Origin of the sequence: Pseudoalteromonas sp. A25, from assembly GCF_009176705.1 — a bacterium.
Taxonomy (GTDB): domain Bacteria; phylum Pseudomonadota; class Gammaproteobacteria; order Enterobacterales; family Alteromonadaceae; genus Pseudoalteromonas.
Genome location: NZ_AP021846.1, coordinates 2,906,843 through 2,929,802, shown reverse-complemented (window position 1 = coordinate 2,929,802; position 22,960 = coordinate 2,906,843). Strand labels below are relative to the sequence as shown.

The window sequence follows — 22,960 nt, the reverse complement described above, 5'->3', positions numbered from 1 at the left end:
CACACAATAAAGGAGACAAAGATGAAAATAGGCGAGTTGGCAAAGTCATTAGGTGTTTCAACAGACACACTAAGATACTATGAGCAGCATAAGCTATTAACCCCTAGCGCGAGAACTGAATCGGGGTATCGTATGTATACTCAGGAGCAACAACGACAAATGCAGTTCATTTTGCGTGCAAAAGAGGTGGGCTTTAGCCTAAAAGAAATTCGTGAATTGTTGCAGATACAAATAGAAAAGCACCAGCATAGTTGTGAAGAGGTTAAAGAGATCACGTTACTAAAGCTGCAATTGGTTAGGGGCCGTATTGCTGAGTTGCAACGATTCGAACAGTCTTTGTCGAAGTTGGCAAAGCGCTGCTGTGGTGGGCCAGAAAGTGCAGATTTTTGCTCAATTTTAACCGCGTTGGAGGATGTTGATGGAACTTGTAATTAATTTTTGGCAGCTATTTTTATTATCAGCACCTTGGTTGATACTTGGGTTGCTCCTTGCTGGTTTACTCAATGTATTTATTGCAAAAGACTTCTTGCAGCGGCACCTGGGGCAAGAGGGGTTATGGACCACCATAAAAGCGGCCTTGATTGGTGCGCCGATGCCTTTGTGCTCTTGCGGTGTCATCCCCGCTGCAATAGGGCTAAGAAGAGCGGGGGGCTCTAAAAGTGCGACTACGGCATTTTTAGTTTCAACACCTGAAACAGGAGTAGACTCCATTTCAGTGTCATATGTGTTACTTGGTCCCTTTATGGCTGTAATAAGGCCGATAGCAGCCGTCAGTAGTGCGATCGTCGCGGGGGTTCTAGTTGGTAAAGAAAAAAAACCAAAACCAGTAAATGAGCAAACCGCTGAAGCTACATCGACAGCGAGTGTGTTGCACACAACGAGCCATCACAGCTGTGATGCTACAAAACCTCAATCTAATATCGTTCAACCAAGTTGCTGCACCCCAAAGGAAGCAGCTTTGGTACACGCGAGTTGTTGTGATGATAAAAGCATTGTTAATGAGAAAAATTCAGACTGTTGCGCGCCAGAACAAAAGCAAGATAGTAGCGATAGTTGTTGTGCAAGTGATACTACCTCGCAAGCACAGACGTTAATGGATAAGCTTGTTCAAGCAGTAAAGTTTAGTAGTAATAAGTTACTTTCAGATACCATGGTGTGGCTGATGATAGGGTTATTTTTTGCTGCTTTAGTACAAACATATGTTCCAGAGTCATTTTTGAGTCAATGGGGCAGCGGTGTGCTGGCCATGTTGGTTGTGATCTTAATTAGTATTCCAATGTACATCTGTGCAACCGCTTCTACCCCTATTGCTGCAGGGTTAATTATGGCTGGTGTCTCGCCAGGCGCAGTTTTAGTGTTTATGCTTGCAGGCCCTGCAACGAATATAGCAACACTGGGTGTAGTTGCTAAGGAGTTAGGTAAACGAGCTGTTGTTGCGTATTTGGGCGCTGTGATAGGGGTGGCCATTTTGTTTGGGTTTTTAACTGATTTTTTAGTGTCTGAATATGGTTTTACAGTCGAGCCGATGCATCAAATACAACATGAGGTATTACCACATTGGCTTACGTTACTCAGCGCCTGGGTGCTGCTCGTATTGATGGCTCGCCTAATCGTGCTCGCTATATGGGAAAAGTGCAGAAGAAATAGCAAAAGCGGTACTTGCAAAGGTGGTCAGACTTGATAATCTTGGCTTACTGCAGGTAAGCGCGATAAAATACCGTGTTTTGAAGTTTAATCCTTAGATAAATGAGTAGTTTAGTGGATAAGTACGCACAGATAAGACCTTATAACGATGATGAAGTACCCGCAGCGCTTGGGCGTTTACTAGCCGATAACGCCTTTATAGATGTTATTGCAAAGTACAATCTGCCTGCTTGGTTAAGTCACTGGTCGGTGCTTGCAAGACCGCTTGTACGTGCGCGGCTGCGCGGTAAGTGGGGGCGGTTTACGACGGTTGAGCAGGTACAAAATGAGGTAGCGTATTATCTTGAAATGTTAATTAACAAGACTACATCTAAGGTAAGCTATTCAGGTTTAGAGCAATTAGATAAAGACGAGGCTTACTTGTTTGTATCTAACCACCGAGATATCGTGTTAGACCCCGCGTTGATGAATTGGGGGTTACACCAATACAAGATGAATACCGTGCGTATTGCAATTGGTGACAACTTGTTACAGGTGCCGTACATTACTGAATTAATGCGTTTAAACAAGAGCTTTATCGTTAAGCGCTCGGCGAAGGCGCCAAAAGAGATGCTAAAAGCGCTGACTGAGTTGTCTGGATATATTTATGATTCCTTGCAGTCTGGACACTCTATTTGGATTGCACAAAAAGAAGGTCGTGCCAAAGATGGTGTTGATCAGACCGATCCTGCTTTGTTAAAAATGCTTCAATTACAGGGTCGAAAGCTCAAGGTATCGTTTGACGATTATGTTCGTACTTTAAAAATAGTACCTGTGTCTATATCGTATCAATATGAGCCATGTGCGGTTGCCAAAGCAAAAGAGCTTGTTCATAAGCGAGAATTCGGCGCTTATGTGAAGGCGCAAGGTGAAGATATTGAAAGTATTGTTGAAGGGATCCGCTCTGATAAAGGGCACGTGCATGTGGCATTTGGCCAGCCTATCACTGATAACTGCGATACCCCTGAGCAGTTAGCACAAAGTATAGATCAGCAGATTTTAGGTCAATACTACTTGCACCCAAGTAATTACATAGCTGCGGGAGAGGACAGTAAAACTAGCTCTCAAGAGCAACAAGACTTTCTACAATGGCTAGAAAAGGTGCCAGAAGAACTAAAAGCGCAGGTGCTTGCTATTTATGCAGAGCCGCTTAAAAGAAAATTAGTCTCTTAACAAAGCCTATATTTACCTATTGATTAAAACCACTCAGCTAAGAGTGGTTTTTTGTTTGCTATCTGAGCACTAAATCACGTTATACTGAAGTTAGTTGATTGATGTGGGCATTATGGAACAGATAGAGATTTTTGAGATCCCAAGTCCATGTAAGGGGATCTGTCAGGTTAATAATCGAGGTTATTGCAAAGGTTGCTATCGTAGCAGAGAGGAGCGCTTTGCCTGGAATACCTTAAGCAATGCTCAAAAACGCAAAGTCATTGTTTTGTGTCAACAGCGTTATAAACGTTACTTAGCCAATAAGAACAAGCTCGAAGGGCAAAATAAGCAACAGAACGATCAACAATCCTTAGATTTTTAGCTTTACTTATCAGCAAAGCTTAATTGCAATAAATAAAGGTGTGTTACACTAAGCCTCCTACAAATGTATGCAATGATGTGGATAGGTTATGAGTTTTAACTTGTGCAAATTACCCAGACAAGAAAAATATCAAATTCAATTAGACTATGAAGCTTCGTTTTGGGCTTATCAAATTAAGCGCGCAAAAAATACACGTGAAGCTGTTTATGAAACCATAAACAATCGCCCCCTGTCTGAACAAGACACCTTAAAACAGCGCTTTGAGTATTACTTAAGTATTATGCTTGCAGGTTAGAGTGCAGACTCTGCAATTAGATGCCATATCAACGCCTCTGATCAATAAGTTTTATAAACATCACCGAGGACGCGGCCGAGCGAACAAGCAGGATCAAAATTGGGTTGTGAAAGACTCTGAGATAGTAGCGGCATGTCGGGTGCAAAATATTCAAGGCATATTACTATTGTCATCAGTGTTAGTGGCCAGTGAGCACCGTGGTAGGGGGATTGCTCGGATGTTACTGACTCAGGTTATTGCACAGCAAACCTGTACTGTTTATACCTTTGCTTACAGACACTTATCTAGTTTTTATCAGCAACTCGGTTTTTATGAGTGTGTTTTACCGATGCAATTACAGCCGTATTTCGACAGTTATGTTGCGCAAAAGCGCGATCTTGTGGCAATGTGTTTATCTAATTAATGTAACCTATTTGACGTATGCAAAACATTTTTTCAAAGCTCGCAGTACTGCTTTTTTCAGTGATTTTATGCTTTAGTACACCCCTATCGCATGCGTCGCAAGTTTATCGATTGTCTCCCGCTGAGGGGTTATCTCAAAGTTATGTGAACTCTTTGATGTTTGATAAAAAAGGGTTTTTATGGCTGTCAACAGAAGGGGGACTAAACCGTTACGATGGTTATCAGGTGCTCAGTGTTAAAGGACCAAACGGCATACTTGATGAAGCAGTAATTGATGTGATCTATCAAGATCCCCAAGGTCGTATTTGGATAACATCCCGGGCATTTGGCATATATAGCTACGACCCACAAAAAGATGCTTTTCGGCAGTATATGAATTCTGCTCGCAGTGAAGAAGAGTTCCTGCAACTTGGCGTGAATGCCGTGCTAGCTAAAAATGCAGATCAACTGTGGTTGGCCCGTGGTGATAACGTGTCTTTGTTAGATATAAACTCAGGTGAAATAAGTATCGAAATTCCGCTGCCTATCGATAAAGAGCTTGGCTTTGTTCGAGCTTTAATGGCGGTTGATGATTATTTGTTTATTGCCAGTTCGCAAGGCGCATTTATTTATCATCAAAAATTAAAAAAGCTCATCTCGGTTAAACATATTGATACCATAGAACATGAGTTTCAGTTGCATACTAAGTCGTTTGCTTTACTCGACCCTGATACGTTGTTAATTGGGGCTGTCAAAGGGCTGTATAAGGTAGATATTAGTCAGCTTGAGCAGATGTTTGAATACACAGACAACCGCTGGGAGTACGAGACACTTATCAGCGATCTGAATATTTGGAAAATAGTGACCAAGCCCGACAAGTTAGTTTTGGGCACAGACAAAGGGTTGATGTACTTTAACGCTGATACAAAGGAAATAGCTCGAGATCAAAGGATTGCGCAAAGCCAATATAGTCTCACAGACACCGCGATTGTAGACTTTATTGAAGACTCACAGGGAGCACTTTGGGTAGCAACAAAAATGGATGGTGCTTTTTACTTACCCAAAAAGCAGTCTGTTTTCACCAATGTGAATGCTCTGACGGTCAAAGGCGAAGGTTTTTCGCACAGTAATGTTTGGGACCTACAAGCGTATGATGGCATGATTTGGGCTGCTACAAACGATGGGTTAACTCGGTACAACCCCAATACAGAAAAAACAAGGTATTACCTAAAAGGCTATCTCGGTGAGGCTATTCAGCCTGAATTTTCTATTTATCGAATGTATTTATACCGTGATGAATTTTGGCTGCTCACAAATCGAGGCCTTTTTGCTTTTAATCCTAAAACCCATGATATTAGGCGACCTTCAGTTAAGGACTCGCAATATAAAGAGGTGATGCAAGATTTTGTATTTGGTATTACGTTACTGCAAAGTGGTGATGTGTATTTCATTAACAATGACAAAGGTTTTTTCCATTACGACATAGAAAACCAGAAGCTGTCAAAACTTGCTGGTGATTTGCAAACACAAGACCCATTTTTATCTATGGGATTTAGTGCGCCCTTGCCAGACAAGCCTGAGCAGCCGTTGTATTTCTCGGGTGGAATATTGTATCGTTTTGACCCAAGCAGCCAGACTTTAGAGAAAGTTTATGCATCCCCCAATGCCAATGAGCATTCACCAGACAATATACTTACTTACACCATAGATAAGAATAATATTCTATGGTTAGCCATGTCTAATATGGGCTTAATTGGCTTGACATTAGATGGTTATGAAGTGGCTCACACTATTGATTTACGGCAGCTCAAACTAGAAACCCCAATGTATGAGATGCGCCAAGATAATGCGGGCATGATCTGGATGTCGTCACATAAAGGAATTTGGCGGTTAGACCCAGATAATTTGCACATGCAACAATTTATCACTGAGGATGGCTTATATTCTAATGAGTTTAACTGGGGCGCTTCTGAACAACTTCCCGATGGGACACTTGTTTATGGGTCCTTAAAAGGTTTTACTTGGTTTGACCCTGCAGTAAACCGGCCTCGTAAGCCTTTATTATCTAGGGTTAATATCACTTCAGTTGAATTGATGTCGCGCAAGCTTGATATTAATGGCTTAAAAGAAATTGAACACTTAGAGCTAAACCACGATGATATTGGTTTGGAGGTTGCTTTCTCCGCCATGGTGTTTGATTACAAAGATAGAGTTGTATATGAGTATCAAATATCTGGTGGACAAAAAACCTTAACGCGAAGTAACAACCGAGTGGTATTTCCAAAACTCAACCCTGGTAGTTATCAGTTGAAAGTATGGGCGAAGGATCCGTTTACTGGTGAATATACTGAGCCTGCCAAATTAAGTATTAATGTTAAGTATCCATTTTGGCGCTCACCGATGGCGATTGGAGCTTACATATTGTTTGCATTGCTTTGTTTTAGTTTGTGGATGTATCGCAAGAATAAAGTAGAGCAGATGATCATCGCCGCCCATAAAGAAACGCAAAATAGTGAAGCTCGACTGAAGTTAGCGCTCGAAAGTAGTGGTTCTGGCGTATGGGATTGGCAACTAGACAATCACTTAATTTATCAACCAAGGTTAACGACTGAACTGGACTATCCTCATGATAATGTCACGTTGGATGAATACTTAAAAATTATTCATCCAAATGATCGGGCCTTGTTTAGAATAGAGTGGCTAGAGTTTGTTTCTACGAATAAGGGCACTTTTAATTGCACTTATAGGTTGCAGCATAAGCAGGGCTATTGGCGTTGGTATAAAGATTACGGCAAGGTGATGGGGTGGCGTGAAACCATTCCGGAGCGAGTAACCGGCACGTACACTAACTTAACGCGCGAGCGTATTTTTGAAGAGCGAGCAAGGTTATTTGGTGCTGCATTTGAGCAAACCCGAGATTGGGTGTTTATTCTTGATAAAAACTTGCGCATTCAAGCTTGTAATACCGCTTTGCAGCAGGCTTTTGATATTGAAGCTGAACCAGACTCTAGTACTAAGCTTCATCTTGGTTTGAGTAGGCAAACTAGAATGAGTTATTTGCGTGCGATGACGAAGTTAAAGCCGGGTGAGCACTACAGTGCTGAAGAGCGATTGACTCAACCAAGCGGAGAAGTCTGCTTTGTTTTGATAAAAGTCAGTGCTATCGCAGATGCAAATGCAGAGCTGGAGAATTACGTTGTGGTTATGACCGATATCAGCTCGCAAAAACGAACAGAGCAGGAGCTATATCAACTGGCCAATTATGATCTTGTAACGCAATTACCCAATAAGGTTTTGTTTATTGATAGAGTACAACACGCTTTATCTCAAAGTCACAATTCGTCACCAGTGTTCGTTGTAGCAATGCGTTTTAAACGATTGAAAAGGTATCAAGAAGCGCTATCAGCAGAGCAATATGCATATGCAGTGCGCCACCTTGTGAGCATTATGCGTCAAAGTTTTAGGGAACAAGATAGCATTGGTGTTGAAGGTGGACGTGAATTCTATATCTTATTGGAACATGCAAAAGGTGTGTCTGAGGTTACCCGCTGTATCAGTGAGCTAATGCAGCACTTTGAACAACCCTTGGCAATCAACGGTCATGACTTATCTTTGGATGTGTGTTTTGGGGTTGCTTGTTCACCTGAAGATGGTGTTGAAGCTTTTTCTCTTTGCCAAAATGCTAAGCTTGCACTGAGTCACGCAATGCATCAGCCCCAGGCTGGCGTTCATTTCTTTAAACAAGAGATGAACAAACAAGTTCAACGTTCATTTCAACTTGAAAAAGATTTACGCAGAGCAATAGAAAATGGCGACTTTTCAAATAGCTATCAGCCGATCATTAGTGGAACAAGTAAAAAAATAGATGGTTTTGAAGTATCGGTTAACTGGCCTAGCTATTTACAGGGTGATCTGAAGGATATTGAACACAATGTTGCGCAGACAGGGCTGTGCTCAGCAATTAGGTTGCAAACCTTAGAACGCGCACTGTTTGAGTTAAAACAGTGGCACACGCATGATAGTGAGTTGTATATTTCGTTGAACCTTGCTGCGCTAGATTTTCAAAACGCCGAATTGATAAGCCAAATTGAGAGCGTGCTTACTCGCACTGGTGTTGCGGGCCGCCACGTGGCGTTCGAAATTACAGAGTCTATTATGATGAGCGACATTCCTCGGGTAATAGAAAAAATGTATCAGCTTAAGTTGCTCGGTTGTCGTTTGTTTATGGATGACTTTGGTACAGGCTATGCGTCATTGACCTACTTGAAGCAATTTCCGATAGATGTGTTGAAAATTGATCGCAGTTTTGTAGTGGATATTGGCGTTGATAGTGAACATGAGGTCATTGTTCATGCCAGCTTATCTTTGGCTCACAGTTTAGGAATGCAATGTATCGCTGAGGGGATCACAACCGCTGAGCAGCTAAGGTTTTTACGCATGCTTGGCTGCGACTATTTTCAAGGAGCGCTGTTTTGTGAACCACAATTGGGAGAGCATGTCAGTGAGCTGTGCGAAAAGAACTGGCAGGCAGTTTTTTCTTAATGCGCACTGCGGCAGCTACAACTTGTTGCCACAGTGTCTGCAATAGAGGGCATGGGCGCGTTGACTGCTCATCATTTTGATTGCTTGATTTGCTTCTGTGTGACTTAACCCTAATTCTATACGCAGCATTTCAAGGTGCTCTTTCTCTTTGGGATCGATAACGCCGTCGTGCAGACTATGTAATACCGCTTCATTAAAAGCATCTCGGCGTTTACGGAGTTGGTCGGCAAAACTTGAAGCGAGTAAGCCGGTTGGGATAGCAACCATGCCCATACTGAGTAAAGTGATAACCCCACCAAAAAAGCGCCCCGCAGCGGTAATCGGCACAACATCACCATAGCCTACGGTGGTTAAGGTTGCCATTGCCCACCACATAGCTTGTGGGATAGAGCCAAACTTACTGGGTTGTACATCGTGCTCGAGCAAATATATTCCGCATGAAGCCATGATCAACACAACAGACATGATAAAAAATGCTGCCAGTAAGCTACTACCTTCCTCTTTAAAAGCCGCTAACAGCAGTTGCATTGCTCTAGAGTAACGGGTGAGTTTAAAAATACGTAATAGCCTAATAACGCGTAAAAAGCGTAAGTCGAAGGTGATGAACACCATGAGTAAAGTGGGTAAAATGGCCAGTAAATCAATGATAGCCAGCGCAGAGAAGAAGTATTTAATGCGCTTTTTTATGTCGCTACAAGACAGGTGTTTATATTCTAACTTATCAACACAACTCCAAAGCCTAAGTAAATACTCACAGGTAAAAATGGCAACAGAGATAAGTTCCAGTTGTAAAAATTCGCTCTGGTATTGTTTTGCCAAACTTGGTACCGACTCTAACACAATGGCTATGACGTTGGTCATGATCAATGCGATTAGAAATAGGTCTAAGTATTTTCCGGCTTTGTAAAAATGACCGCTACCCTCTAGCAGTGCTGCTGTTTTTTCTCGGTATGTGTTTAGCATAATGTACTCAACTGCAATTGCATATTCACAGTCCCTTCTTCAAAATCTCTTGTGATAGTAAAGCCTAGCTTTTTCGATAGCTCAATCATTCCAGTGTTTTCTGGCAAGGTGATACCGCTTAAGCTCGCTATTCTTTGTTTGCTTGCATAGTCTATTATGGCACGCATAAGCAACCGTCCTAAGCCCAAGCCTTGGCTATCTGAGCGAACAACGATAGCGAATTCGGCACTATCGTTGTCTGGTTCAATGAGCAGTCTTGAAACACCGAGTGTGCGATGCGTATTTTTATAAGGCTCACTGATAATAAACGCCATTTCACGGTCGTAATCGATTTGTGTCATTTTAGCGAGTTGTTCATGATTGAACTGCGGCAACTCACCAAAAAAACGGCGGTATCGGTCTTCTTTTGATAAAGATTGGTCGAACTCTTGGTGAGCGCGTTCATCTTCTGGCCTAATCGGCCTTAAAGTCGCGTGTTGGCCGTTCTTTAATGTGACATGCTGCACTAAATCTTTTGGATATGGTCGGATCACTAAGCGTTTTTTGCCAGGTGTGGGTTGGTACTGGGCAAGCGTAATATTTGCATCAAGCACTAAGAATTGACCATTACTTGCCAAGATTGGGTTAAGTTCAATACTCCATATATCAGGTTGATCAATGATCAACTGAGAAACGCGGGTGAGTAAATCGCAGAGCCGGTATTTATCCACTTTGTCTGGTATTGCGCGCTCTTTTAGTGCGCCTTTATCGTGAGCGGCTGCGATTAAATATTTGGCAAGATTCATATTCAAAGGAGGAAGTGCGACAGCCGCTTGTGAAAACTCTAGGCCCGTGCCAGCTTCACCTAACAAAATCACAGGACCAAAATTCTCTTCAGTTTTAACCGCAATACGCAACTCTTGTGCGCCGGCTCTAGGCGCCATTCTTTGTAAGGAAAAACCTTCAATCGACGCATCGGGGTAGGCTTTTTTAATACGCAGTAGCATTGCAAAAGCCGTTTGCTCTACTTCATTACTGTCGTTCAAATTTAGCACTACACCACCGACTTCAGATTTTGAGGCGATAGAGGGGCTAATCAATTTGAGCGCAATAGGAAAGCCCATTTCAATCGACACCTCTTTGGCTTCACTTGGCGTGAGTGCAACCCGAGTTTCGATACAATTAATATCGTAATGGCACAACAGTTGACGCGCTAAGTGTGTTGATAACTGCGTATGCCCTTGCCTGAGTAAAGATTGAATGGTTTTGTTAGCCCCGCGCGCATCAATCTGTGTGTTGTCACTTTTTGACTCAGGTGTTTGGGTTAAGTGCTTTTGGTTACGGCGATAGCTGATCAGGTGCATAAAGGCACCAACTGCTCCCTCGGGTGTGCGATAAGTTGGAATGTCGTTTTCGGCACAGATGTCTCGAGCAGCATAGGCTGCATTTTCTCCCATAAAGTTAGTCATAACAAAAGGTCGCGCCATTTTGGGGAGCGTGTGTAAAGTAGAGGCAATAATTTTTGCATATTCTTCACTGGGCGCCAGCGCCGAAGGCGTGTGAATAATAAGTAAGTTTTTTACCTCCGGTGCCTTTAGTAAAATCTCAAGCGCTTGCTTATATCGCTGTGGCGATGAATCGCCAAATAAGTCCACAGGATTAGAAGTTTTGTTAGATTGGGGGATAACGGCATTTAAAGCAGCGCGAGTATGCGCTTCAAGTTGGGCTAGTTTACCTGAGCGTTGTAAGAGTGTGTCTACAGCCATAACACCGGGTCCCCCCCCATTGGTGAGAATGGTAAGGTGCTCTACTTGTAATAATTTAGGGTGCAATGCTAAGGTTTGAGTCGCGGCAAAAAGCTCTCTTAAATCATTAACTCTGAGCATGCCCGCACGTTGGAACATGGCATCATAAACTGTATCGTCAGAGGTTTTTCCACCGGTATGTATATAGGCTGCTTCAGCGCCGGCGTGTGTTCTGCCTGTTTTAATGACAATCACAGGTTTGCTAAATGCCGCAGCTCGTGCCGCGGAAATAAATCGTCTGACATCGTCAATATTATCAATATATAGCAAGATGGCTTTGGTTTTTGCATCTCGGCCTAAAAAATCTAGTAGCTCATCAAAGTCGATACCTAAACAGTCGCCCACTGAAACAAAATACGAAAAGCCAATTCGCTTGCTTTGCGCCCAATCTAAAATAGTGGAACAAACTGCCGCAGATTGCGATACAAATGCAAGGTTACCCGGGGCTGCTACTGTATGTGAAAAGCTCGCATTAAGGCCTATGTGGGGCACGAGTAAGCCCAAGCAATTTGGACCCAGTAGTTGAATGCTGTGTAGCTTTGCCACTTTTTTCAAAGTGGTTTTTTGTCGGTTATTTAACCCCGCGGCAATAATAACTACGTTTTTACAGCCTATCTCTGCTAATTGTTGGAGCAGAGTTTCGAGCGTATTTTTATTCGTACAAATTACCGCTAACTCAGGTACTTGTGGCAGCGCTGTGATACTTGGATAAGCGAGCACGCCATGGACGGCTTTATTTGTAGGGCTAACTGGCATAATAGGGCCTTTGAAGCCGCCTTGTAGCAAGTTACGCATAACGACAAAACCTGCACGCTCAGGTGAATTAGACGCACCGATAACGGCAACTGACTGAGGATTAAAAAATTGCCCAATTTGTTTTATGCTCATTGACTGTCCTGTTTGAAACCCTTTCACCTAAACTGTTTGGATTGAGAGCCTCCAATGGTACATGGTAGGTTAAGGCTCGTGTGGCTAAGTTAGTATATTCATTGGTAATAATTTTCGTGTGATATCACTTTAATCAGTTTTTGGCTATTGATCGAGCCTTAACCGATGAGACTTTGATCTAATAACTTATTTTGGAGTAGTTGCAGTGAAAGAAGCAATCAGCAAACATATTGGTGCTGCAAGTATTATTGCAGCGGGGTTAGTGCTTAGTACATGGCTGATATCTCAAGCGTTTCAAGATATAAAAGCCATGGAGCGGACGGTTCATGTTAAAGGCCTAGCTGAGCAAGAAGTAATGGCCGATACCGTTATCTGGCCTGTGTTTTATAAAGATGCAGACAATGACTTAGAAGCATTGGTTGCCAGATTAGAAAAAAAGAACTCGGCTATTCGTGCTTTTTTGACTTTACATGGCTTTGATGATGCAGAGATAACTCAGGCAACCCCTTCCATTGTTGACAAATATGCGCAAGAGTACAGTCAAAATGAGCGTGGTTTTCGCTATATCGCTAAGTCGGGAATGACGGTGTTTAGTCACCAACCTATAAAAGTTAAGCAAGCCTTGAGAGAGCTAAACTCGTTGGCAAAACAAGGGATTGCTATAACCCAAGACGATTACCAAAACCGCGTTGAATATATGTTTACCGGCCTTAATGACATCAAGCCGCAAATGGTGCAAGAAGCAACACAAAAAGCACGAGAAGTCGCGCTCAAGTTTGCTAAAGACTCTGACTCGCAGTTGGGTAAAATAAAGTCGGCACGGCAAGGCCAGTTTAGTATTAGTGATAGAGACAGCAATACACCACAGATAAAGACGGTAAGAGTGGTGACCAGTGTGGAGTATTACTTATCAGACTGAGGTAGCGGGAGCTGCCAACGTGTGAGGATTTGCGCATAGATGCCACTGGTTTTGACGTACTCCATAGCTGCACTTAACTTGGTAGCAATTTGTGGGTCTAGCTCTTTACTCGCACTTAACCATAGCTGAGAAGGAAAACGAGTTAAATGGAGCTTTTTTTCTATAAGTTCTGGGTTTAGACCGCTTCGGAGTATTTCATTCTCGAGGGTGAGCGTGTTCGTAAGCACTAAATCGATTCGTCCTTTATAGAGCAATTGCCAAAGTTGTTTGTAATGCCCAACTAAGACTAGATTCTCATCTTCACTGAACCCAGCTTGTTGTAAAAATCGTGCGCTTGAGTAACCTCGAATGGTACTGACGCGAAACTGTTGCGCTGCATCAAGAGTTGCTGGGTCAATCGGGTTACTAGCTAAACTTACAAGGTAAGCGTCGGCGAAGTAGGTTTGAGATATCCAAATAAAGTCTGTCTCTCGCTCAGCTGTTCTAAGTAATGAGAGCATCAATGCATCTGGCTTTTCTTGCAGCTCTTTGTAGGCTCTGGCCATGGGCAAAATCGAAAACTCCCCTTCAAGATCAGCGTGTTTAAGGGCTGCTTGGGTAATTTCAACGAGCGCACCAGAGGCAAGTCCTTTGGCATTTTTAAAGTGGTAAGGTGGCAAGTCTTCGGCATAAAACGTCAATGCATGCGCGTGCAATAGGGGCATTATAAACAGCACGATAAAGCTTACATGGCACAACACTTTGCTCATATTACCTCCAACAATCGACAAACCATTGTAGATAAATTATGCGCTCACGTATATGGGGGGTTGCTGTTAGGAATAAGTTTTCAAAAAAATCTTATAAAAACATACGCTTTTAGTGACAAATGCTGCTAAGGCATTAGCTCTGCTTTTATTTTACGTAATAAATGTAACTCTCGAACGAGTGACAGTCCCTGTTTTTCACTGCTTTCTAACGTACTTTGATTATGCGCAATCGCTTTATCAAGGCTGATCCAAACGGGTTTCATGCCATTGGCATGCTCGTAGTCTTCCATTTGCGGTTTGCTAAATTCACCGCATATTTCACACACGTAGCAATCTGACACAATGTGGATATTGTCATAGTCAGGTTTGTACCAAGGGCGGTATTCTTCATATCGTCCAAAAGGCGTTATGTGGGTTAAACTTTTAGCGCCTGTTTCTTCTTGTAGTTCTCGCAGTAGCGCCTGTTCAATGGTTTCGTGCTTATCCATACCACCACCAGGTAGTGAGTAATCATCATATCGGGCGGTATATAGCAACAAAATTTCTTCGCCTTTTATCACAATTGCTCGAGCTGTATGGCGAGTAAAGTGGCTACCTGAAGGTATATTCACAGCTGTTGAGTTGAGGTTTCGCATGATGCTCATATCACTGATGATTTAATTTGGCCGCGTAGTATACGCCAATTAAGAATAAAGATTAATTGCTTAAGGCACAGGAGGAGCTAGGCTGCTCCTGTGCGTATTGAGTTAGTAGGGGGATGGAAAGCGTTGTAACACAGCACCAATGTCATTAAGTTGCGCCTCACTTAAATGCAAATCAAAGGCATGGATGTTTTCTTTTAATTGGCACATTGTTGTAGCGCCAATAATTGTTGAAGTAACGCCATCTACTTGATTGACCCATGCAAGCGCTAGTTGTGCGGGAGTTACACCAAATTGCTTGGCTATCGAGTTGTATTCTTTCACTGCTTGGTTTGCTTGTGGCGTATCTCTAAACAAACCATTGCGCTGCATATAAGTCCAGCGCGAGCCCTCAGGCCTTGCACCATCAATATACTTACCGGTTAATGAGCCCGCCGCCAGTGGTGACCATGGTAAATAGGCTATGTCTTCATGAACGCAATTTTCAATCAAATAGGGCCAATCTTTCGTGTGCAATAAGTTGAATTCGTTTTGAATTGCAACGGGTCTGGCGAGGTTATGCTCTGAGCTTAAACGTAAATAAGTATTTATGCCCCAAGTGGTATCATCGGATAACCCCCAATGACGGATTTTTCCTTGTTTAATGCACGTTTGCAAAGCTTGTAAAATATCCAGCATTGACTCGATTTCTGCATCTCGGTCGACCTTTGAGAATGTCACCATACCGGGCCAATGCTTTGCAAAGTGAGGCGAAGTGCGGTTTGGCCAGTGCAGTTGGTAAAGGTCGATGTAATCGGTGTTTAAACGAGATAAAGAAGCATCAACGGCTTGGATAATAGATTGCCCGCAGATAGGCGCGCCTTCGCGGATCCAGCTGACACCGCCGCCTGAGATCTTTGTTGCCATTACTAACTGCTCGCGCTTTTCGCGATGTCGAGCCAGCCAATTGCCAATGATGGCTTCAGTTTTACCATAGGTTTGTGCTGATGGTGGCACGGCGTACAGCTCAGCCGTATCAATAAAGTTTATACCTTGGCTTAGTGCATAGTTAATTTGTTCATCGGCATCATGTTGATTGTTCTGCAAACCCCAGGTCATGCTCCCCAAACAGACTCTAGAAACCTCGAGTTCGCTACTGCCTAGTCGACTAAATTGCATGCTAAATCCTTGTTATAAGTTAGGTTCGACGATTAACGTCAAGACTAAACCAGTTTAGAGCATTCAAAGCGCGAGTAAAAGTTGCAAGATACCGAAAGTTATGAACATAATAATCTGTATATAAACACAGTATTTTGAACATGAGAAAATTCATACATATTGATATGGATTGTTTCTATGCCGCCGTTGAGATGCGCGACAATCCAGAACTTGCAAAAGTCCCTATGGCGATTGGTGGAAATAGCCATCGTGGCGTTTTGTCTACTTCTAACTATTTGGCGCGTGAATACGGTGTCCGCTCAGCTATGTCCAATTATCAAGCTAAGAAATTATGCCCTCATTTAGTGATAGTGCCCGGCAGAATGTCTGTTTATAAGGAAGTGTCTGCGCAAATAAGAGGGGTTTTTGCTCGCTATACCAATCTAATCGAACCGCTGTCTTTAGATGAAGCTTACTTGGATGTAACAGACTGTGCGCAGTTGGGAGGCAGTGCCACCTTGATAGCACAGCAAATTCGCGCTGATATCGAACGTGAAACGGGCTTAACCGCCTCAGCGGGTATCGCCCCCATCAAATTTTTAGCCAAAATAGCCAGCGATGAAAACAAGCCAAACGGTCAATTTGTTATTACACCCAATGAAGTGCATGACTTTATTGATACACTCCCTTTGAAAAAAATCCCCGGTGTGGGCAAAGTGACACAGCAAAAGTTATTGGCGCTTGGTTTTCAATATGGCTGTGATATCAAAAAAAGCAGTGAAGATTTTCTATATCAGCGCTTTGGTAAGTTTGGCTTAGTGCTTTGGCGGCGTTGTAATGGGATTGATGAGCGGCAAGTTGAAACACACAGAGTGAGAAAGTCTGTGGGAGTTGAGACTACATTTAGTGAAGATACTAGCGATGCGTTAGAGTTAACCCGCCGTTTAGTTGAATCACTATTTCCTGAACTGACACGTCGCGCTCAGCCTTATATTGAAAGTAGAGGTATGAACAAGCTGGGTGTTAAAGTGAAATTTTTTGACTTTCAAGTTGTGAGTAAGGAGTGTCAATACGACAGTTTAAACGTTGATGTTTTATCTACTTTGCTAAAAGAGTTACTGGCTCGTTATCCGAGTAAACCCGTGCGTTTGATAGGGATTAATATTGGTCTTCTCGAGAGCAAAAACGACCAAGCTCAACTTGGGCTATTTGACTGCGACTAAAAGGTAAGTGCTTTTTTTGTTAACTATGTTAATTTCACACGCTAAGCTAATACAAAAATAAGAGCAGGAGCCTAGAATGCAGTCAATCATGATAGTGCTATTTGGCATAATTGGTATGCTATTTGGCTGGTTTGTTTATTCCAAATTTATCGCCGAAAAAATCTTCAAAATGGACGATAATTTTGTCACGCCGGCACATGAACTAAATGATGGGGTGGACTTTGTGCCGACCAACAAAGTGGTGTTATGGGGGCACCATTTTACTTCTGTTGCTGGTGCTGCGCCGATAGTTGGGCCTGCCATTGCGGTTTATTGGGGTTGGGTACCTGCCGTGTTATGGGTAGTGATAGGTACTATTTTCTTTGCCGGTGTTCATGATATGGGGGCTCTTTGGGCCAGTGCTCGCCATAAAGGCAAGTCTATGGGAGCGCTGTCAGAAACGGTGATAGGCAAACGTACTCGTGCATTGTTTATGATTGTGGTGTTTCTTGTTTTACTTATGGTTAATGCGGTATTTGGTGTGGTGATCGCCAACTCATTTGTTGCCAACCCCAGTGCCGTGTTTCCTGCTTGGGCAGCGATAGCCGTTGCGCTAGTGATTGGCCAATTGCTAAAACGACAAGTGCCTTTGGTGCCGCTTTGCGTGGTCGGGGTGGCTATTTTGTATGCCACCATTTATATGGGCTCTAGTATGCCTTTGGCCCTACCTTCTGAGTTGTTTGGATTAACCGATAAAGCAAGCTGGATTGTGATCTTGTTTATCTATGCGGCTGTGGCTTCTTTGCTGCCTGTATGGATGCTTTTGCAGCCGCGTGATTTTATCAATGGTTTGCAGTTATTGGTTGGCTTGATACTGCTATATGGTGCGGTATTTGTTGTTATGCCAGATATTACCGCGCCAGCATTTAATACCCATATGGCCAGTGAAACACCCAGTATTATCCCTTTGCTATTCGTTACTATTGCTTGTGGCGCGGTATCGGGCTTTCATGGCATCGTATCTTCAGGAACTAGCTCAAAGCAGCTAAACAAAGAAACAGACGGTCGCTTTGTTGGTTATTTAGGCGCAGTAGGAGAGGGCTCGCTGGCACTTATTACTCTTGTGGCTGTCAGTGGTGTCATGCTTGCCGTGTCGCCTGAGCAGTGGCACGAAATATACAGCCATTTAGGTGCTGGCAGTGTGGGGGCGTTTATCACCGGCGGCTCTAATCTGATCAGCAGTGGTTGGGGGATCCCCACAGAAATTGCAGCTACTTTGCTTGCAGTGATGGTGGTGTTGTTTGCCGGTACCACAATGGACTCCGGTGTTAGGCTACAGCGCTATATTATTCAAGAGTGGGGAGATATCTATCAGCTAAAGGCGTTGCAAAATGGTATTGTAGCGACCTTGATTGCAGTGGGTTGTTGTTTACTCCTTGCTTTTGGTGCGGGTGGTTCATCAGGGAGCGGTGGTATGATTATTTGGCCGCTATTTGGCTCAACCAATCAGATACTTGCAAGCCTTACTTTGCTTGTGATTTCTGTCTACTTGATCAAGTTAGGGCGTCCTGCAAAATATACCTTGATCCCCATGAGCTTTGTTTTATTAATGGCTTTTTTTGCCGGCGTAATTAAGTTACAAGAATACTATCAGCAAGGAAATTGGTTACTAGTGATATTAGATATCATTGTGCTGGTGGTCAGTGTACTGGTAATGCTTGAAGCTTGGTCCGTGATTAGTAAACATAATCGAGCAGGGTCAGTGAACGAAAATACACAATAGCGACTTTACTGGTAAAGCATTATCAAATATCCCATAATCGGGCCCTTATTTTTGTAACTGAGGGCCTTTTTTATGTCTTTTCCTCTGGCATTACCGTGTAATGATTTAGTAAGTAATAACGCCGATGCAGTGATTGTGATAGCTGCCAATGTGCATGATCTACAAGATGAGCGTCTTAACAAAGCCGTAGCACCCTATCTAGCTGTAGATGCGAGAATATCAAGTAAAGCCACATTGGTGCTTGCTGATGAGTTACCTGGTAAACGTTTGGTTATTTCTCCAACAGGCCCACTTAATCGCGATTATGATGATGTGCGCCGTATTTTTGATGCGGCAAAGTCAGCTATCAACGAAGCAAAAGCGGCGGGGTGCAAAGCGCCAACTATGTTGGTTGTGGGTATGCCTCAAGATGCGCGCTACCAAAATGCCCTACAAGTTGCTTACTTAGGTGCTTGCCAAGCACTTTGGCAGCCGCTAGAAGCGCGTGAATACCGCGGCCAAAGCATAGAGCCTGTGAGCCAAATCAGTTTAGTCGGCGCTGATGAAGCATTGTGTAAGCAGCTAAACGCCTTGGCGGCAGGCCAATATGCGGCGCGCGATTTATGTGGCACCGAGCCTGAGCGTATGGCACCACCAAAATTTGCTGATTACTGTGTTGAGTTATTTAAAAATACCAGCGTGTCTGTTGAGGTTATCAGTGATATCAATACCATTGAACAACAATATCCTATGCTGGGTACTGTCGCGCGTGCCTCATATGCTGTTGAGCGTCACCACCCTCGTGTTGTAAAGCTGGTTTATACGCCAAGTGATGAAGTAAACCGCACCCTCATGTTTGTTGGTAAGGGGCTTGTGTATGACACTGGTGGTGCAGACTTGAAGGTAGGCGGTTTTATGGCGGGTATGAGTCGCGATAAAGGCGGTGCAGCATCGGTAGCAGGTTTTATGAAAGCGGTTGCTGATTATCAACCTAAGGGTGTCAAAGTGGTTGCTTACCTTGCTGTGGTACGCAACTCTATTGGCTCTGATTGTTTTGTGCCGGATGAAATTATTACTTGCCGTGAAGGGCTAAAAGTTCGTATTGGTAATACCGATGCAGAAGGGCGCTTAGCGATGGGCGATTTGCTAAGTGAAATGAAAGACCTTGCTAAGTCAGAGGTAAATCCAGAGCTATTTACCGTTGCTACATTGACCGGTCACGCAGCAAGAGCGGTAGGCCCTTATAGCGCCTATGTTGAAAATGGCCCGGCTCGTGCGGCTAGTGTTTCTCGTCAGTTGGCTGATATGGGCGATTTGTGGGCTGATGGTGCGGAACTATCACGTAGTCGCCGTGAAGATTATGATTTTGTAAAACCACGTACCTTGGCGGATGATGTACTTTCAAGTAACAATGCACCTTCTGCGGTTACTGCGCGCGGTCACCAATTCCCTATGGCGTTTCTGGCCATTGTGGGTGGGCTAGATAAGCACGGTAGTGATTCTGATTTACCTTTGCCCTATGTTCATATGGATATTGCCGGTAGTGGTGTGGAAGGCGGTGATTGGCAACATGGAAAGCCAACCGCTGCAACAGTGAGTAGCTTGTTCGCTCGTTATTGTATTTAATCAGGCATTTTTACAAAAAGGGCACCTAGGTGCCCTTTTTTGCTGAGGTAGAGTACGAAATCTTAATTACTTAAGACCTAACACTGCTTTACCTTGTTTGAATGTGACGTCAACAGGAATGTTGGCTTTTGACAGTTTTGCTAAGTCAGCCTGTAGCTCCTCTTTAATGTCACCGTGCGTTGCGATCAATTGATCCACTTTTTGGTAATCACCGTCACCTTGCAGAGTTAAGATAAGACTAGACAACTTTTCCATCGCGGTAGCCATCTTATCCATATCTACTTTGTACAAGCCTTGCTCATTTTTAGAAAACGCGCCTTGTTCTTTGAAGAAGTTAAAGCGGATCATGTTTGCTTTACCATGCGCACTTGACGCACCAAAGCGTACTGAACGGAAGATCCCCGCCATAAAGGTGATGTAGTAATCTTCAATCGTTCCCTCAGTAATTTCACCTTTATTCAATAGCTGCTCAACCATGTAAAGGCCAAGAATATCAGCTTTACCTTCTTCAATGGCACTCGCATGCTCTTGTAGAGATTGACGTACGGTGCCTTTGCCGGTAATGGTGTTTTTAATACCTAAACCGTGTGCCACTTCATGGAACATAGTGTTGGCAAAGAATGCATCAAAGGTAATATGTTTACGTTGCTCTGGCACGATTAGTTGGTCTGCGATAGGTAGCATAATTTTGTCAAACTTAGCACGCATTGCGTTTTTAAGTTGCAAACGACGAGTTCCTTTTTCTAGCTGAACTTGTTCGTCGTTCGGCAGGTTAATGGCAATGGTCTTGCTACCTGCGTTTGAGTGACCTGCATAATAGATGACATCATATGCATTTAGATCAGCGTCTGAGCCTGGCACTTCTTGTTTATATTTTTCATCAACAGGCAACCCGGTTTGTAGTTCAGGCAAAAATGCAGCAAATTTAGCTAAACGTTCACTCCATGCTAGGTCTTTCACAAGTACATACGATTCAAACCCTGCGCGATAGCCAAATAACTGGTCTTCATACGTTTCAATAGGGCCAATAACCACGTCAATGGGGTTATTTTTCATATCCATCCACGCAAAGTCAGAAGTTTGGTAGCTGTTGTTTAATAAGGCATCTGCACGCAGTATTAAGTAGTTAGCAAATTCTTTATCTTCAGCAAGCTTACTTGCTTCACGTAAAAGTTGGGCAGCTTGAGTGAGTTCTTTTTCATAGATTTTTGAATAAGGTAGAGTGTATAGCTTACCTTGCTCATCGCGTTTAACAATTGAATATAACCCTGCTTTATCTTTTAAATCGGAGTTATTTAACTCTTCTTTGGTCATATCATGAGGGTAGAACTCAGCACCGGGGGTTTTTTCATCAAAACTGTTTAGGAAAACTTTGTCACCGTCGAGTCTATCCCAAGGACCATAATTGATATCAGCAAATTTACGAACTTTGTCGTCGCTGATACGACTTAAGAATGTCTCTTTATCCATTTCGAAGCTTTGCTTCCAAAATAGGTCGTCCATAATTTTTGATGCATCGATTAACTTGCTAATCATGTGTTTTTGATTGTCGCTAAGGTGCGATAAATCGGTGTTTAATGTCACTTCAGTGTAAATATCTAGGCGTGATTGTGGTGTATTAACTAACGTATAGCCCGATTGTTCTTTTTGTGCGCTTTGCGCCTCAGGAGAGTTGTTTGTTGGCTCTGAACATGCGCTTAAGGCTAAAGAACTAGCAATGATTAATGCTTGGCTTATTTTAGAAAGTCTCATATTGCTCTCTTTAATTGTTATTGGAAGTTAAAATTACCGGACTACCTTACCTCATTGACAAAAATTATTCTGCATCGACGCGATGTAATTACCAGAAAATTAGCTTTGATAGCTAATAGGGATTATTTTTGTATCTATGTCTTAACTTTATGCTGATGTTAGACAATACTAAAACTATATAACAACAGTATGTTAATGCCACTGAGTAGTTTTAGGATTGAACCTATGTCAACAGAGAATGCTTTACTTACCATCCTTATAGATAGAATAAATAATGATACGTTAGTGCTACCCACGTTACCGGACGTAGCGGTTAAAGTTCGTCAAGCTGCAGACGATCCAGACGTCAACTTGATGCAGATGGCAGATGTCATTTCTCATGATCCTGCATTATCAGCACGGATGATAAAGGTTGCCAATAGCGCATTTATGGGGCGTTCTGTAAAGGTCAACACGCTCAATCAAGCGGTTACCCGTATCGGGCTGAGACAAATAAAAAACATAGCGACTGCCATGGCTATGGAGCAGCTGTTTGTTTCAAACAACAAGTTGATTAAAACTTATATGGATAAAGCATGGCAAAAAACATTAAAAGTGGCTTGCCAAGCCATTTCTACCATGGAATTTTACTTACGTGTTCACAAACATACCTCATTAAACAGAGACACAATTACACTCGCGTCTTTGGTTTTTAATATTGGTGTGTTGCCGATATTAACAGAGGCTGAGCGCCACCCTGAAGTGTTTGCAAACCCAAGCTTTTTAGCTCACGCAATTCAAAAGCTGGCAGGTAGAATTGGTGGTGCCATTATGCGGGAGTGGGGATTTACCGAAGAGTTTATAGAAGTTGCTGAAAACTGGGCTAATCCAAACTACAAACCTAATGAAGATAGTTATGTGGATTTTATCCGTGTTGGAGGTATTTTAGAGGGCATTTTACAGGTTTCTGATAAAGCAGCATCATTACAAGTTTATGAGCAAAAAGGGATTGTTCGTTCTGTGGATATGTTTACCAGTGATGAGTATCAAGATTTACTTGAAGATGTCAAAACGATGTTTGCATAGCCCTATGACTCGTGTTTTATTACAGAAGATAAGCCGA

The 22,960-nt window shown here is 42.9% G+C and carries 18 protein-coding genes; 12 read left to right on the top strand and 6 right to left on the bottom strand.

Annotated features, from left to right (window positions below):
- Window positions 1-21: 21 nt before the first annotated feature.
- From zntR to GDK41_RS12605, 7 genes are all read left to right on the top strand, one after another.
- Entirely contained in the window at window positions 22-435 is a 414-nt protein-coding gene (zntR, locus tag GDK41_RS12635) for a Zn(2+)-responsive transcriptional regulator (protein WP_152086736.1), read from the top strand.
- Window positions 419-1,681 (top strand): SO_0444 family Cu/Zn efflux transporter, encoded by a 1,263-nt coding sequence (locus GDK41_RS12630; RefSeq protein ID WP_172971615.1) that lies wholly within the window; start codon window positions 419-421, stop codon window positions 1,679-1,681. The genes zntR and GDK41_RS12630 overlap by 17 nt, the downstream gene beginning before the upstream one ends.
- 65 nt (window positions 1,682-1,746) lie before the next feature.
- Complete coding sequence (locus GDK41_RS12625) at window positions 1,747-2,856, top strand: 1-acyl-sn-glycerol-3-phosphate acyltransferase (protein ID WP_152086734.1); 1,110 nt, start codon at window positions 1,747-1,749, stop codon at window positions 2,854-2,856.
- A 112-nt stretch (window positions 2,857-2,968) separates the two neighbouring features.
- Window positions 2,969-3,217: a DUF1289 domain-containing protein gene (locus GDK41_RS12620; protein WP_152086733.1), complete on the top strand. Its 249-nt coding sequence runs from the start codon at window positions 2,969-2,971 to the stop codon at window positions 3,215-3,217.
- Between the two features lie 88 nt (window positions 3,218-3,305).
- Window positions 3,306-3,512 carry a DUF3283 family protein gene (locus GDK41_RS12615; protein WP_152086732.1) on the top strand — a complete coding sequence of 69 codons (207 nt, stop codon included), beginning with the start codon at window positions 3,306-3,308 and terminating at the stop codon, window positions 3,510-3,512.
- Between the two features lies 1 nt (window position 3,513).
- Window positions 3,514-3,915, top strand: coding sequence for a GNAT family N-acetyltransferase (locus tag GDK41_RS12610; protein WP_172971614.1), 402 nt, complete (start codon window positions 3,514-3,516; stop codon window positions 3,913-3,915).
- A 17-nt stretch (window positions 3,916-3,932) separates the two neighbouring features.
- The gene (locus GDK41_RS12605; protein ID WP_152086730.1) at window positions 3,933-8,435 is read left to right on the top strand and encodes an EAL domain-containing protein; all 4,503 of its coding nucleotides are present in this window, start codon (window positions 3,933-3,935) and stop codon (window positions 8,433-8,435) included.
- A gap of 15 nt (window positions 8,436-8,450) precedes the next feature.
- Here GDK41_RS12605 and GDK41_RS12600 read toward each other — a convergent pair whose 3' ends face one another.
- Window positions 8,451-9,398 carry an ion transporter gene (locus GDK41_RS12600; RefSeq protein ID WP_152086729.1) on the bottom strand — a complete coding sequence of 316 codons (948 nt, stop codon included), beginning with the start codon at window positions 9,396-9,398 and terminating at the stop codon, window positions 8,451-8,453.
- Window positions 9,392-12,070, bottom strand: a complete 2,679-nt coding sequence (locus GDK41_RS12595; protein ID WP_152086728.1) for a bifunctional acetate--CoA ligase family protein/GNAT family N-acetyltransferase — start codon at window positions 12,068-12,070, stop codon at window positions 9,392-9,394. Before GDK41_RS12595 ends, GDK41_RS12600 begins: the two co-directional genes overlap by 7 nt.
- A gap of 244 nt (window positions 12,071-12,314) precedes the next feature.
- Here GDK41_RS12595 and GDK41_RS12590 point away from each other — a divergent pair, with 244 nt between their 5' ends.
- Entirely contained in the window at window positions 12,315-12,989 is a 675-nt protein-coding gene (locus tag GDK41_RS12590; RefSeq protein ID WP_442960213.1) for an SIMPL domain-containing protein, read from the top strand.
- Here the strand turns inward: GDK41_RS12590 and GDK41_RS12585 are convergent.
- The 3 genes from GDK41_RS12585 to GDK41_RS12575 form a co-directional block, all read right to left on the bottom strand.
- The gene (locus tag GDK41_RS12585) at window positions 12,974-13,738 is read right to left on the bottom strand and encodes a substrate-binding periplasmic protein (RefSeq protein WP_152086727.1); all 765 of its coding nucleotides are present in this window, start codon (window positions 13,736-13,738) and stop codon (window positions 12,974-12,976) included. The genes GDK41_RS12590 and GDK41_RS12585 overlap by 16 nt on opposite strands.
- Window positions 13,739-13,863: 125 nt before the next feature.
- Window positions 13,864-14,382 (bottom strand): NUDIX hydrolase, encoded by a 519-nt coding sequence (locus tag GDK41_RS12580; RefSeq protein WP_172971613.1) that lies wholly within the window; start codon window positions 14,380-14,382, stop codon window positions 13,864-13,866.
- A 102-nt stretch (window positions 14,383-14,484) separates the two neighbouring features.
- A complete protein-coding gene (locus tag GDK41_RS12575; protein WP_152086725.1) occupies window positions 14,485-15,537 on the bottom strand; it encodes an aldo/keto reductase in 1,053 nt (350 codons plus the stop codon).
- A 140-nt stretch (window positions 15,538-15,677) separates the two neighbouring features.
- Between GDK41_RS12575 and dinB the strand changes: the two genes are divergently transcribed.
- The 3 genes from dinB to GDK41_RS12560 all read left to right on the top strand — a co-directional run bounded on the left by dinB (window position 15,678) and on the right by GDK41_RS12560 (window position 20,106).
- A complete protein-coding gene (gene dinB, locus GDK41_RS12570; protein WP_152086724.1) occupies window positions 15,678-16,739 on the top strand; it encodes a DNA polymerase IV in 1,062 nt (353 codons plus the stop codon).
- A gap of 76 nt (window positions 16,740-16,815) precedes the next feature.
- Window positions 16,816-18,501, top strand: coding sequence for a carbon starvation CstA family protein (locus GDK41_RS12565; RefSeq protein ID WP_172971612.1), 1,686 nt, complete (start codon window positions 16,816-16,818; stop codon window positions 18,499-18,501).
- Window positions 18,502-18,573: 72 nt separating this feature from the next.
- Window positions 18,574-20,106 carry a M17 family metallopeptidase gene (locus tag GDK41_RS12560; RefSeq protein ID WP_152086723.1) on the top strand — a complete coding sequence of 511 codons (1,533 nt, stop codon included), beginning with the start codon at window positions 18,574-18,576 and terminating at the stop codon, window positions 20,104-20,106.
- A 66-nt stretch (window positions 20,107-20,172) separates the two neighbouring features.
- On the opposite strand, the gene GDK41_RS12555 is transcribed toward GDK41_RS12560, so the two are convergent.
- Window positions 20,173-21,858: a dipeptidyl-peptidase 3 family protein gene (locus GDK41_RS12555; RefSeq protein WP_152086722.1), complete on the bottom strand. Its 1,686-nt coding sequence runs from the start codon at window positions 21,856-21,858 to the stop codon at window positions 20,173-20,175.
- Window positions 21,859-22,083: 225 nt separating this feature from the next.
- Here GDK41_RS12555 and GDK41_RS12550 point away from each other — a divergent pair, with 225 nt between their 5' ends.
- Window positions 22,084-22,923 carry an HDOD domain-containing protein gene (locus GDK41_RS12550; RefSeq protein WP_152086721.1) on the top strand — a complete coding sequence of 280 codons (840 nt, stop codon included), beginning with the start codon at window positions 22,084-22,086 and terminating at the stop codon, window positions 22,921-22,923.
- Window positions 22,924-22,960 lie beyond the last annotated feature (37 nt).

Coding starts and splice junctions, on each gene's coding strand:
- zntR (WP_152086736.1), top strand. CDS start 22: ATGAAAATAGGCGAGTTGGCAAAGTCATTAGGTGTTTCAACAGACACA.
- GDK41_RS12630 (WP_172971615.1), top strand. CDS start 419: ATGGAACTTGTAATTAATTTTTGGCAGCTATTTTTATTATCAGCACCT.
- GDK41_RS12625 (WP_152086734.1), top strand. CDS start 1,747: ATGAGTAGTTTAGTGGATAAGTACGCACAGATAAGACCTTATAACGAT.
- GDK41_RS12620 (WP_152086733.1), top strand. CDS start 2,969: ATGGAACAGATAGAGATTTTTGAGATCCCAAGTCCATGTAAGGGGATC.
- GDK41_RS12615 (WP_152086732.1), top strand. CDS start 3,306: ATGAGTTTTAACTTGTGCAAATTACCCAGACAAGAAAAATATCAAATT.
- GDK41_RS12605 (WP_152086730.1), top strand. CDS start 3,933: ATGCAAAACATTTTTTCAAAGCTCGCAGTACTGCTTTTTTCAGTGATT.
- GDK41_RS12600 (WP_152086729.1), bottom strand. CDS start 9,398: ATGCTAAACACATACCGAGAAAAAACAGCAGCACTGCTAGAGGGTAGC.
- GDK41_RS12595 (WP_152086728.1), bottom strand. CDS start 12,070: ATGAGCATAAAACAAATTGGGCAATTTTTTAATCCTCAGTCAGTTGCC.
- GDK41_RS12585 (WP_152086727.1), bottom strand. CDS start 13,738: ATGAGCAAAGTGTTGTGCCATGTAAGCTTTATCGTGCTGTTTATAATG.
- GDK41_RS12580 (WP_172971613.1), bottom strand. CDS start 14,382: ATGAGCATCATGCGAAACCTCAACTCAACAGCTGTGAATATACCTTCA.
- GDK41_RS12575 (WP_152086725.1), bottom strand. CDS start 15,537: ATGCAATTTAGTCGACTAGGCAGTAGCGAACTCGAGGTTTCTAGAGTC.
- dinB (WP_152086724.1), top strand. CDS start 15,678: ATGAGAAAATTCATACATATTGATATGGATTGTTTCTATGCCGCCGTT.
- GDK41_RS12565 (WP_172971612.1), top strand. CDS start 16,816: ATGCAGTCAATCATGATAGTGCTATTTGGCATAATTGGTATGCTATTT.
- GDK41_RS12560 (WP_152086723.1), top strand. CDS start 18,574: ATGTCTTTTCCTCTGGCATTACCGTGTAATGATTTAGTAAGTAATAAC.
- GDK41_RS12555 (WP_152086722.1), bottom strand. CDS start 21,858: ATGAGACTTTCTAAAATAAGCCAAGCATTAATCATTGCTAGTTCTTTA.
- GDK41_RS12550 (WP_152086721.1), top strand. CDS start 22,084: ATGTCAACAGAGAATGCTTTACTTACCATCCTTATAGATAGAATAAAT.